A 12,087-nucleotide genomic window follows, 5' to 3' on the forward strand; every position below is an offset into this window, starting at 1 on the left:
GCCTCTGTGCCTTCGGCACAGAGGCTTTTTCTGTATTGGGGAGCCCCTTGCCCTCGGTTTGACATCGGAGAATAGCCGCAAAGTGGTACGAACAGGATCGGCTCGGATTCGTTGATGGACGTACTTCCATTAACGAACAGATGAGGATCGATCATGAAGACCATCTTGGCCTTTGTTGCACTTCAAATACTCAGCATTGCCGCGGTACATGCTGGCGAAGAGTGGTATGCTACGCAGACACCTGCATGGTATGCTCTGCGTGACGTGGGAATGCAGAACAACCTCGTGGGGTATGCCGTGGGTGACACGGCAACGCTGTTGCGCACCACAACGGGTGGACGTACGTGGGATCGAGTAGACGTGCCGCCAGCCCCCTCACTAACGAATGTTGACCTGAATGCCGTTGCTGTGATCCCGAACGGGGAAATGCTTGCTGTTGGCACAGAAGGCAGGATCGTCAGGACCCTGGACGGAACTACCGCAGAGGTGTTTGTTCCCGATGCCGGATGGGAATTGTCAGACGTTGCCTTCGTTAGCGAACGTGATGTAGTGATCATCGGGAAAGATGCAGACGGCCTTCCGCTGATCGCCTACTCCACGGATACGGGCGCCACATATACACGGGTACCTGCTCCGACTGAAGCCTTCACACCACATGCCGTTGCGTTCTTCTCGAACGGACTGGGGTTTGTTGTTGGTTCGCGACAATCAGAAGGCACGGTAGGACAGGGTATCGTGTTCCGTTCAACCGACGGCGGACGAACATGGAGTGGCGTGCTGAGCGCTCCGGACATCGCCTTTACAACGATCGGACTTGTTGGTGGAGACATCCTTGTTGGTGGAGTGACGGAAATGAGCCAGGGTGCGCTGTACCGCTCTACCAATGCCGGAGAGGACTGGACAAAGGAGACCCATGAAGAACTTGCGATGCTCTCGAGCATCATCGGCCTGTCGAATGGAAACGCGATCGCCTCCGGATATCGGTATCAGATTCAAGGTGATGATATGACACTTGTGATGTCGCAGTTCCGAAGCAGTGACGCCGGAGTGAACTGGAGCATCAGTGATATCGCAGACGGGTATCAAGGACTTGGAAGAATGGCAGCGGCAACAGACCGAGCCATCATTGTTGGTGATAGCGGACGTGCATGGGTGCGCTGGTATGACCTGCAACAAGCCCCTTCTGAAATTCATTTCGCTGTAAAGCATGTAGAGTTTGGGACCGTGATCCGCAATGCCGCTCGTGACACAACAGTGGTGGAGATCCTTCAGAATAGGTCGTTCGAATCACGTCGGATCAAGGAAATCGTCCTTGCAGATGCGAAGAGTGAGTTCTTTCTGATGGACAACTACGACGAGGTGGAAGTTGGTCCCCAGTCATCACTGAACATGAACCTTCGATTCATTCCGCAAGGTGTTTGGCAGCACTGGGCGGTACTCTACATCAAGTTCGACAACGGTGAAGATCATGCGATCCACTTGAGCGGAAGCATGACTGTTGAAACACCAAACAGTCCGATAACGGTCTTGCAGCCATACATCGATCTCGGAGAAGTAAACAATCCACTAGGTCAGTCCATGAATGCCGGTGAGGTCTTCCGCAATGACGGTACAGAGGCCGTTACGATCACCGCCCTCACATTTGAGAATGGAGACATCCACGCCTTTGCTGCTGAGAATGTTGACCTGCCGATGACGATCGAACCCGGAGGATCCTTCATTCTTGATCTGCGCTTTGAACCCTCTGCTCGCGGACTCTATCGCTTTGACGTGGTTGTGAATGTAGCCGATACACAAGTCCGTGTCCCCGTTGTTGCGAGAAGCCGGGTTGAAGGCTTCAACGATATCGTGAACTTCGGTGATGTGAAGGTCAACACCACCGTCACAATGCCGGTTGTCTTCGACGCTCAGGCCTGGGGCAATGTGTTTGATGCAGTAGTATTCGATCCTGCGATCGATCCATTCTCCATCGTCGACGTACATGGTGAAAACAACGGATGGGTTACAGCAAGGGTCCGTGCCACACCGCCTATCGAGGGAGTCGTTATCACTCCGCTCTTCGGTAATTGGGGCTTCGGAGGAGAGCAGAACGCATGGACGCAGCGATATGTTGTGGTGATGAATGTAACGGACAGAACGTCGGATGTGGACGACGATGTTCTTGCATCTTCCATGATCATAGCGCCACAACCGGCCTACGATCATGTGCTCTTGCGAAATGCAAAGCTCACAGGCGACGTGACAGTAGAAGTCGTAGATATGCAGGGGGCTCCTGTTCTTACGCACCGTCTCGGCGACACCGGGCGCGGCCTTGATGCAATGCTCAACCTCGGAAGCATCAATGCCGGTGTCTACGTCCTACGACTGAAAACAGCCACCCAGAGCCACGCAATGCCGATCGTCGTTCGTTGAGACAGATCAGTAATTCAGCGAAGACTCAACGGATGCTGCCTGTGTAGGCGTTGTGGATCCAAGCCATGATTCAATGCCGGCGGATCTCACAGCATCGAACGGAGATGGATTGGAATGCGCACCAAGCCTTGCGATGAGTTCGTCGCGAAGCTTGGTGCGCTCGCGTGGTAGCCTTGCGTCAGCAAGTCTGCGGAAGTAACTCAATGTGGCATCGAGCCGCGCGTTGCGAAGCTTCCGTGTTGATGCAAGTCTCGTGAGAGAGCGAACGGAAGATCGGAGCGAGTCGTTGTCGCCATCGTCTGCTGCCATGCGAAGCTGCAGCAATCGAGCGGCGATGTGTAGGTCCGTGCGCACAGCGTCGCTCTCGGCGAACACATTGCGAAGCCACACGCCGGCTTCACGTTCCAAACGTCTGTCCACGCACACTCTTGCAGCAAGGAATGAAGCAGCGATCCGCGATTGGTCCGGGATCTGGTCGTAAAGGGCCTTGTATCGTTCCTTGAGATACGGCAAACGCTCTATCACTCGTGTATGATCACCCGTGATCACGGCAAATCCCAATTCTGTGGTCATCGCTCGGTAGAAGCGTTTCACGTCGATGTTGCGTGTGGGTTTGCCTCCGGCCGGGTCCCACAACCGATCTGCATGAAGGAGATACTGATCAAAGTGGCGGGCATCGATCGCGCGCTGCATGAAGGTATGAAGCATGCCGAGCTCAAGATCCGGTCGGGCCCGCACGAGATCCTCATCTGAATCCACCGATTCAAGCAGCAGCTTCGCATGTTCAAATGAGCGTTGTGGATCGCCCCCTACAAATGCATACCAGTTGGAGAGGATGAGGTGGAAGTTCAGTCGAGCCGGACGGGCAATGGCTGTGGAAGGACTTTGCAGCAATGGGTGGCGGGGAAGTGACCGTAGCCATTCGTCGCCCGAATGATCGCCTTCGGAACGTCGGATGAGATTGAACTGCAAGAGATTGCCAAGCTCTTCATAGTCAACGGTATTGCGAGCGAGTGAGAGAACGTGCGCCTGTTCATCGCTGAGTGTGTCTTGTGTAGCTGTTCCATCGGGACGTTGTTTCACGATGCCGCGATAGTTCTTCTCCCACGAGATCGCCTTCAGCCAGAACGTGTATTCGTCATGTGAGCGAGCGATATCTTTTGCTTTTGCAATCCGTTTCATTGCCTGTTCGTAGAGCGCTTTTTCCCAGAGGAAGTCGGCATCGAGAAACAGTTCCAAGATCTCACGTTCAGTGCTCTTTGATGCATGGTAGGCGCGCATTGCCTCAAGGATCTGCTGATAGAGATGGTTTTTCACAGCAGGGAGTCGACGAACCAGATCCGTACCGGCAAGCCGTTGTTTCAGCTCGTCGTCATCATATACCTCCATCGAATCCAATGCGTCGAACAAACGCAGGTATTCGATCTCCTCGCCGATCATATGGCGCGAGCAATATCGCTTCACGTATCCCTTTTCGTTTCGGTCAAGGGATGCAATCAACTTGAACAGCGTATCTGATCCGCGTTTAGGCATGTGTTTGCGAGGGGGCTGATTCGACGTAGGAGAATGATGCAAAAATGGTCTTAACAGAGCGAACAACATTGCGTCAATGCCTGTAACTCACAACAGATCATTTGATGACGGACCACACTCATGAAACTCTTCCTCATTCTTCTTGCTCTCTTCCTTGCCGTTGTGCAAGCGTTTTCAGTCCCGGCGAAACAACAGGATCAGCACGGGATCCTCATTGCTCAATTGCCATATGTTGATCTTGGGGCTGTGCGTGTTGGGCAGACACGAGACACGCTCATTGAGCGTGCATTCACCAACGAAAGTGAGCGGCCGGTACAGGTCTTCGAAGTGAAGGTCCTCGGCGGACAACAACAGTTCACCGTCACAACGCCCCGCAGCACTGTTACGCTTCGTCCCGGAGAATCGATCAACGTAGGGATCCGTGTGAAGCCGCAGGAGGTTCTGCCGATCTGGGCATCTGTGAAGGTGTTCACCGATTCTGACTTCGACCCGAGTATCAATCTCATGGCGGCTGGAGCGTATGCAGAGCCGGACAATGGGCTTTCGGTGATCGAGCCGATCTTCTTGGGGAACCTCGAACTCGGAACAGGCCTTGAGTACCCACTCTATCATGCGCTGGCAAACGTCGGCTTTGTAGACATGACCATCGATAGCTTGTACATCACCGGTGACTACAGTTTCTACATGTACCTGCAGAGCACACCATCCTTCCCATTCATCCTTCGATCGGGCGAAACGCTCCCTCTCACACTCCATTATCTCCCCGGTGAAAATGGATTCCATGGCGCGCAGATCGTTGTAAAGAGAGGTGGCCGAACCACTACGATCCCCATTCTCGGCGTGGGCGGAACGTGGGCCGATCCATTCGTCGTCAATCTTACAAGTCTGCAAGGGGCTACCCGGGACACCGTGCTTGATTTCCATCACATCTACGAGACGCCCCTTATCGTGAGGTCGATCGACGATGTAGAATCTCCATTTGAGATCGTTGAAACAACACCATCGTTACCAGTCACACTTGATGCCTATCAATCCCTACGTGTTCGTGCTCGACTTCGCAGCAGTGAAAAAGGGAAGTATGTCTCTGCAATGCGAGTGCGATGGCAGAGTGCTGACGGGGAATTCGCCTTCACCAAGCGATTGGTGCTGCGTGCAGTTGTTGAGGGACCCACATCTGTTGAAGATCGTAGCGAAACCGTTGGTGTGATAGCCGTGCCTAGTCCTGCCGATGATCACCTGTCAGTCCGTGCTACGAACAACGGTGCCCTTGAACGCTTGGAGATCCGTGCTTTGTCTGGCGCATTGAAACTCAGTGCAGACGCAGATAGTGAGCCCGTTGTGGGGATCGACACCCGATCGCTTGCGAGCGGTGTATATCTTCTGCTGGCCTATATGCGTGATGGCTCGGTCAACACGAAGGCGGTTGTCATTTTTCGTTAAGGTGAAGAGTCCTGGATCTTCGAACGAATACTGCCTACGCGCTCGGTCAGCTGCTCTTCGAGTTGTGCATGGGTCGTGTCTCCGCTATCGCGAACATTTCCCTTGTGCTCTAGAAGATTGGCCTGGGCGTTAGAGTATTCGATCAACAGTTCCGTGCGCTGACGAAGCTGTTGTGGCACGTGAAGCAGAAGCATGTCGTTAAGGAGCTTCGCCATTTGTCGATAGCTCTGAGCAGCTGGGATGTAGTCGCCTGACGTTTCGTTTGTGATCGCACGATTCTCCTCCAGGCCTACATTGTCCAGCGCCTTCTTCCACGACTCCAGTTCGGCCTTCGACGCGTCCATCGACGTTGAGGCGGAATTGAACAGCACGAAGGCAATGATCATACTGACGACCACGGCCAAAATCGTTGTTGTGTTCCGGCGCTTCTCATTATCCGGATCGCGAACACTGAAATAGTAGATTCCGCCAAGGAAGAGTCCAGACACGAATCCGCCGATATGGCCGGCCATATCGATCTCTCCTTCTGACTTAATACCGGCGAAGATGTTCATTGCAAGAAAGATGCCCATGCTCTGCGCCAGTTGCAGGCGGGCATCTTTTGGGAAGTAGTCGGTAAAGAGCAGGGCAGAGAAGGCTCCATACAGCCCGAAAATGGCGCCTGAGGCTCCAACCGAGACGACGTTGTCGTTCACAGCTATGCTCGCCAGCGCACCAACCGTTCCCGTCAGAAAGTACGAGAGCATGATGCGTTTCCACCCAATAATGGGTTCTAACAGAGCCCCTACCATCAATAGGCCGTACAAGTTCATGAGCAGGTGAATAATGCCCGCATGCACGAAGCACGACGTAATGATGCGCCAGTACTCACCCTCCTGGACCACCTCGGCACGAATTGCGCCACCCCATTCAAAAAGTGTCTGGGCTGACGGGCTGAGCACGGAGACACCTGCCAGTGCCATTACAACAAATACGGCAATATTCGCCCATGCCAGAACAGGTGTTGCTTGATATCCTGTTGAGGGAAGAGCCAGTGCCCGAACGGTGCCCAGCCAGGATTCTTCCTCGGTTTCAGGTGTTTCTTCTTTGTTGTCCATAGCCCCTTACCCTCATAGTCCGTCGAAACTATTCGGCATTATAGTCACGATGAGGAAATCTCACCTCTCATTTGGTTTTAACAGGACTACCACCTACTTTTGCAGGCTCTACTGGCGCAAAGGGTTCCCCGATGCGCCCGTACCTGTCTAGACACGATTCTCACAAAACGGCAGAACGAAATGCCTACGATCAGCCAACTTGTCCGTAAAGGACGCCCAGTTGTTACCGTGAAGAGCAAGTCCCCGGCTCTTCAATCATGCCCGCAGAAGCGTGGCGTGTGTACGCGTGTATACACCACAACGCCTAAGAAGCCGAACTCAGCTCTTCGCAAGGTTGCCCGTGTGCGCCTTTCGAACGGCCTTGAAGTAACGGCCTATATCCCGGGTGAAGGTCACAACCTTCAGGAGCACTCGATCGTGCTCATCCGTGGTGGTCGTATCAAGGACCTTCCGGGTGTGCGATACCACATCGTGCGTGGTTCCGCTGACACGCAGGGTGTAGCCAATCGCAAGCAATCTCGTTCGAAGTACGGAGCCAAGAAGCCAAAGGCTGGTGCAGCACCGGCAGGAAAGAAGTAAGGAGAACCCATGCGTAAAAAACGTTCAGATAAACGCCGTACTGCAGTGGACCCACGTTTCAACGACGTGATGGTAGCCAAGTTCGTAAACAACATCATGATCCAGGGCAAGAAGAATGCAGCTCGGAAGATCGTGTATGAGGCAATGGACATCGTTGCGAAGAAGACAGAGCAAGACCCGCTTGAAGTCTTCCGCAAGGCAATCCAGAACGCTTCGCCAGCCATCGAGATCCGTCCGCGCCGCGTAGGTGGTGCAACGTATCAAGTCCCGATGGAAGTGCGCGAAGAGCGTCGTGCTGCTCTGGCCATTCGTTGGCTGAAGAAGTTCGCCGCGGATCGTCGTGATCGTTCGATGGCTGCAAAGCTTGCAAGTGAGCTATTGGCAGCAGCCAATGGTGAAGGTGGCGCCATCAAGCGTCGCGATGAAATGCACCGTATGGCAGACGCCAACCGAGCATTCGCCCACTTCCGTTGGTAAGGGGCGGGCAACGTTCCTTGAAACACTGAAATTTCGTGAGATTTTGACGACATGACGCGTTCCGTCGCAATCGACCTCGTGCGCAACATCGGCATCATGGCACACATTGATGCTGGGAAGACCACGACAACGGAACGGATCCTGTACTACACAGGAGTGCTCCACAGAATGGGCGAAGTGCATGAAGGCACGGCGTTCACAGACTACATGGAGCAGGAGAAGGAGAGAGGGATCACGATCACATCGGCCGCTGTCACGTGTACGTGGCACGACCATATGATCAACATCATTGACACTCCGGGTCATGTCGATTTCACAGCCGAAGTGCAACGATCGCTGCGCGTCTTAGACGGTGCGATCGCCCTCTTCTGCGCTGTGGCAGGCGTAGAGCCACAATCGGAGACTGTTTGGCATCAAGCCGATCAGTACCATGTGCCTCGTATCGCCTTTGTGAATAAGATGGACAGAGTTGGAGCCAACTTCACTCGGGTTCTCGGTATGATGCGTCAGCGACTCGGTGCCAACCCTGTTGCCGTGCAGCTACCACTGGGAGCCGAAGACACCTTCACTGGTGTTGTTGACCTGATCGACCGTGTTGCGATCGTCTTCGATCGTGAGCGCGGAGAGAAGTTCGAGACCGGTCCGGTACCGGACGAGATGAAGCAAGAAGTTGAAGATGCAAGACAACTGCTTGTAGAAGCAGTGGCAGAACATGACGACGTGTTATTGGAAAGATATCTTGGCGGCGGAGAGATCACGTCGGAAGAGCTTCGAGCCGGACTCCGCAAGGCAACTTTGCACAACAAGGTAACCCCGGTGTTCTGCGGAAGTTCCTTCAAGAACAAAGGTGTTCAGCAGCTTCTCGACGGTGTAATCGCCTACTTGCCGTCTCCGAACGATGTTGGGTATACGCACGGATACAACGTTGCCGACCACGACATTGAAGAGACTCGCAAGCCAGAAGATGAAGAAGCCTTTTCTGCATTGGCCTTTAAGATCATCACCGATCCATTCGTTGGAAGGTTGACGTTCATACGGATCTACTCAGGCAGTATCAAGGCAGGCGAGCAGCTGTACAATGTGACGAATGACAAGAAGGAGCGAGCCGGGAAGATCATGCGCATGAGCGCAAACAAGCGTGAAGAACTCGAAGCGGCGTATGCCGGCGACATCGTGGCGATACCTTCGATGAGATTCACGCGAACGGGTGATACACTGTGTGATCAGAAACGCCCCTTACTCCTTGAAAGCATCAGTTTCTCAGATCCCGTTATCAATCAATCGGTTGAGGCGCGGACTTTGGCGGATCAGGACAAACTGACCGAATCCTTACATCGGCTCTCTGAAGAAGATCCGACGTTTCGATTTCATACTGATGCTGAATCAGGACAGATCATTATTTCCGGCGTAGGTGAGCTCCATTTGGAGATCCTTGTAGACCGGTTGAAAAGAGAATTCAACGTCCCCGTTAAAGTGGGGAAACCGCAGGTGGCCTACCGAGAGACCATCACCAGTGTTGCACGCGCGGAGGGCAAGTTCGTCCGCAGCAACGCCGGGAAGAATCAATTCGGGCAGGCAACCATTGAATTACGACCGAACGACCCAGGAAAAGGCCTCGAGTTCCGCAGTGAACTTGCACCGGGGGCACTTCCAGAGACGTACGTCAAGAGTGCAGAGAAGGGGGCTTTAGAAGCCCTCAAGGTCGGACCGATCTCGGGATACCCCATGATTGACATCATGGCCGTCCTTGTGGATACGGCATACAATGAAGAAGACGCAACGGAGACGGCTTACGCCGTCGCCTCCTCGATCGCTGCGAAGGATGCTTGCAGAATGGCGAACCCCGTCATTATGGAGCCTGTCTTCCAGGTAGAGGTCGTTACGCCCGAGGATTACGTGGGCGAGGTCATTGCTGATCTCAGTTCGCGTAGTGGAATGGTGCAAGGGATTTCCCAGCGCGACATTCTACAAGTTGTGACGGCTTTGGTGCCGCTGTCTCAATTATTCGGCTACGTAACACAGTTGCGATCGCTTACGCAGGGCAGAGGTTCGTATACCATGCATTTCCATGGATACGAGCAGGCTCAACGTCGCTCATAACAGGGCTGACGTGCGATAGCGGCTGCAGCGCGCCCGCCAAACAAAAAAGTTTGGTGCCGGGAGGGCGCTTTATTGCGTTTATTCCAAAAAGGTTTCGTACCTTTGTTTTCTATCCCGCGACGGTCGAAACGCTGGCCCGAGATAGAGAAAAACTAAGCAACACAACATCCTTGTAACACCTCACTCATAGCAACCTGAGGAGTAGGCAAAATGGCAAAAGAGAAATTTGAGCGGAATAAGCCGCACGTAAACGTTGGAACCATCGGTCACGTTGACCATGGTAAGACAACGCTTACCGCCGCCATCACGATGTGTCTGGCCGCTAAGGGTCTTTCACAAAAGCGTTCGTTCGACTCGATCGATAACGCACCTGAAGAAAAGGCACGCGGGATCACGATCGCTACGGCACACGTTGAGTACGAGACGGAGAACCGTCACTACGCACACGTTGACTGCCCGGGCCACGCTGACTATGTGAAGAACATGATCACGGGTGCCGCTCAGATGGACGGCGCGATCCTCGTGGTAGCAGCAACAGACGGTCCGATGCCACAAACGCGTGAGCACATCCTGCTTGCACGTCAGGTTGGCGTACCTCGTATCGTGGTGTTCATGAACAAGGTAGACATCGCAGATCCGGATCTCGTTGAACTCGTTGAGATGGAAATCCGTGAACTTCTGAGCAAGTACGAATTCCCTGGCGACGACATTCCGATCATCAAGGGTTCGGCACTCAAGGCGCTTGACGCAGCCTCTGGCGGCGCTGGTGCTGATGATGCTGACATGGCATGCATCTTTGAACTTATGGCAGCTGTGGATTCATACATCCCAACGCCGGTTCGTGACGTAGACAAGCCATTCCTTATGCCTGTTGAAGACGTGTTCTCGATCACTGGTCGTGGCACAGTAGGTACGGGTCGTATCGAGCGTGGTATCGTCAAGGTCAACGAAGAAGTCGAGATCGTAGGATTCGGCCTTCAGAAGAAGACGATCGTAACTGGTATCGAAATGTTCCGCAAGCTTCTTGATGAAGGTCGTGCCGGCGACAACGTTGGTCTCCTTCTTCGCGGCGTGGACAAGGAAGAGATTGAGCGCGGCATGGTTATCGCCAAGCCAGGTTCGATCACACCGCACCACAAGTTCAAGGCTCAAGCGTACGTACTCAACAAAGACGAAGGTGGCCGTCACACGCCATTCTTCACGAACTACCGTCCTCAGTTCTACTTCCGTACAACGGATGTGACGGGTGTTCTCAACTTGCCGGCTGGCGTTGAAATGATCATGCCTGGCGACAACGTTGACAATCTCGAAGTGGTACTCATCACACCGGTGGCCATGGAAGAAGGACTTCGCTTCGCTATTCGCGAAGGTGGTCGTACAGTTGGTGCTGGTGTTGTAACGGCGATCATCGAATAAGAAAACGGTTTTTCGAGTCGAACGAGGGAGGTTTTCGCCTCCCTCGTTTCGTCTCCGACAGAACCTCCAACCAGGAGAACTAACGAGTGGCAACGCAACGCATTCGCATCAAGCTACGGTCTTACGATCATAATCTTATTGATCGTTCGGCAGAGCGCATCGTCCGCACAGTGAAGCAGACAGGTGCCGTGGTTTCGGGACCGATCCCGCTACCTACGGAACGTACGGTCTATACAGTGCTGCGGTCTCCGCACGTGGACAAGAAGTCACGTGAGCAATTTGAAGCACGCGTGCACAAGCGCGTCATTGACATCTTCAGCAGCACGCAGAAGACGATCGATGCGCTCATGCGCCTGGAGCTCCCGGCGGGTGTTGATGTGGAAGTGAAAGTCTAGGAGTAAGAGGACAAATGAGCGCAATCCTCGGACGAAAGCTGGGAATGACGAGCATCTTTACGGATGATGGCAATTTTGTGCCATGTACTGTGATCGAAGCCGGACCATGCCCAGTAGTCCAAGTAAAAACAAAAGACAATGACGGCTATGATGCCGTTCAGATCGGCTATGAGTCGATCGCCGAACGCAAAGTGAATCGCCCTCGGGCAGGACACTTCGCTAAGAACGACGTCGAACCGACGCGCCACTTGAAAGAGTTCCGCCAGCTTGTTGCCAAGGTCAAAAATGGTGACATCATAACGGTTGAAGCTTTCGCAACTGGTGACAAGGTGAAGGTGTCGGCAACGAGCAAGGGTAAGGGCTTCCAGGGTGTTGTACGCCGTCACCACTTCGGTGGTGTTGGTATGGCAACACACGGACAGTCTGACCGACCTCGGGCCCCGGGTTCTATCGGTTCGTCGTCCTATCCATCGCGTGTTTTCAAAGGCATGCGAATGGCTGGCCGGATGGGTGGGACACGTATCACTATCCGCAATCTCACGGTTCTCCGTGTGATGCCCGAGCAAAATCTCCTTCTTGTGAAGGGGAGCATCCCGGGCGCAATGAATTCAGTAGTTGAAATTGTAAAGCTCTAAGAA

Annotated in this window: 10 protein-coding genes; 8 read left to right on the forward strand and 2 right to left on the reverse strand. The window is 53.6% G+C overall.

Going from position 1 to position 12,087, the window contains the following annotated elements; all coding sequences use genetic code 11:
* Nucleotides 1–153 precede the first annotated feature (153 nt).
* Nucleotides 154–2,412, forward strand: coding sequence for a T9SS type A sorting domain-containing protein (locus IPI29_13950; protein ID MBK7413648.1), 2,259 nt, complete (start codon nt 154–156; stop codon nt 2,410–2,412).
* 6 nt (nt 2,413–2,418) lie between these two features.
* On the opposite strand, the gene IPI29_13955 is transcribed toward IPI29_13950, so the two are convergent.
* A complete protein-coding gene (locus tag IPI29_13955; protein ID MBK7413649.1) occupies nt 2,419–3,945 on the reverse strand; it encodes a hypothetical protein in 1,527 nt (508 codons plus the stop codon).
* Between the two features lie 120 nt (nt 3,946–4,065).
* Here IPI29_13955 and IPI29_13960 point away from each other — a divergent pair, with 120 nt between their 5' ends.
* The gene (locus IPI29_13960; GenBank protein ID MBK7413650.1) at nt 4,066–5,385 is read left to right on the forward strand and encodes a hypothetical protein; all 1,320 of its coding nucleotides are present in this window, start codon (nt 4,066–4,068) and stop codon (nt 5,383–5,385) included.
* Here the strand turns inward: IPI29_13960 and IPI29_13965 are convergent.
* Complete coding sequence (locus tag IPI29_13965) at nt 5,382–6,482, reverse strand: rhomboid family intramembrane serine protease (GenBank protein ID MBK7413651.1); 1,101 nt, start codon at nt 6,480–6,482, stop codon at nt 5,382–5,384. The genes IPI29_13960 and IPI29_13965 overlap by 4 nt on opposite strands.
* 180 nt (nt 6,483–6,662) lie before the next feature.
* On the opposite strand from IPI29_13965, the gene IPI29_13970 reads away from it, so the two are divergent.
* The 6 genes from IPI29_13970 (at nt 6,663) to rplC (ending at nt 12,084) form a co-directional block, all read left to right on the forward strand.
* Complete coding sequence (locus tag IPI29_13970; GenBank protein MBK7413652.1) at nt 6,663–7,061, forward strand: 30S ribosomal protein S12; 399 nt, start codon at nt 6,663–6,665, stop codon at nt 7,059–7,061.
* Nucleotides 7,062–7,070: 9 nt separating this feature from the next.
* Nucleotides 7,071–7,538, forward strand: a complete 468-nt coding sequence (gene rpsG, locus IPI29_13975; protein ID MBK7413653.1) for a 30S ribosomal protein S7 — start codon at nt 7,071–7,073, stop codon at nt 7,536–7,538.
* Nucleotides 7,539–7,589: 51 nt separating this feature from the next.
* The gene (fusA, locus tag IPI29_13980) at nt 7,590–9,638 is read left to right on the forward strand and encodes an elongation factor G (GenBank protein ID MBK7413654.1); all 2,049 of its coding nucleotides are present in this window, start codon (nt 7,590–7,592) and stop codon (nt 9,636–9,638) included.
* Nucleotides 9,639–9,848: 210 nt separating this feature from the next.
* Nucleotides 9,849–11,054 (forward strand): elongation factor Tu, encoded by a 1,206-nt coding sequence (gene tuf / locus IPI29_13985; protein ID MBK7413655.1) that lies wholly within the window; start codon nt 9,849–9,851, stop codon nt 11,052–11,054.
* Nucleotides 11,055–11,140: 86 nt separating this feature from the next.
* Nucleotides 11,141–11,449 (forward strand): 30S ribosomal protein S10, encoded by a 309-nt coding sequence (rpsJ, locus tag IPI29_13990; protein ID MBK7413656.1) that lies wholly within the window; start codon nt 11,141–11,143, stop codon nt 11,447–11,449.
* A 14-nt stretch (nt 11,450–11,463) separates the two neighbouring features.
* Nucleotides 11,464–12,084, forward strand: a complete 621-nt coding sequence (rplC, locus tag IPI29_13995) for a 50S ribosomal protein L3 (protein ID MBK7413657.1) — start codon at nt 11,464–11,466, stop codon at nt 12,082–12,084.
* Nucleotides 12,085–12,087 lie beyond the last annotated feature (3 nt).

The organism is Ignavibacteria bacterium (genome assembly GCA_016707005.1).
Classification (GTDB): domain Bacteria; phylum Bacteroidota; class Ignavibacteria; order Kapaibacteriales; family Kapaibacteriaceae; genus UBA10438.

What these genes read in the sequence shown, in the direction of transcription:
- IPI29_13955 (MBK7413649.1), bottom strand. Translation starts at nt 3,945, where the DNA reads ATGCCTAAACGCGGATCAGATACGCTGTTCAAGTTGATTGCATCCCTT.
- tuf (MBK7413655.1), top strand. Translation starts at nt 9,849, where the DNA reads ATGGCAAAAGAGAAATTTGAGCGGAATAAGCCGCACGTAAACGTTGGA.
- rpsG (MBK7413653.1), top strand. Translation starts at nt 7,071, where the DNA reads ATGCGTAAAAAACGTTCAGATAAACGCCGTACTGCAGTGGACCCACGT.
- IPI29_13960 (MBK7413650.1), top strand. Translation starts at nt 4,066, where the DNA reads ATGAAACTCTTCCTCATTCTTCTTGCTCTCTTCCTTGCCGTTGTGCAA.
- IPI29_13965 (MBK7413651.1), bottom strand. Translation starts at nt 6,482, where the DNA reads ATGGACAACAAAGAAGAAACACCTGAAACCGAGGAAGAATCCTGGCTG.
- fusA (MBK7413654.1), top strand. Translation starts at nt 7,590, where the DNA reads ATGACGCGTTCCGTCGCAATCGACCTCGTGCGCAACATCGGCATCATG.
- rplC (MBK7413657.1), top strand. Translation starts at nt 11,464, where the DNA reads ATGAGCGCAATCCTCGGACGAAAGCTGGGAATGACGAGCATCTTTACG.
- IPI29_13970 (MBK7413652.1), top strand. Translation starts at nt 6,663, where the DNA reads ATGCCTACGATCAGCCAACTTGTCCGTAAAGGACGCCCAGTTGTTACC.
- IPI29_13950 (MBK7413648.1), top strand. Translation starts at nt 154, where the DNA reads ATGAAGACCATCTTGGCCTTTGTTGCACTTCAAATACTCAGCATTGCC.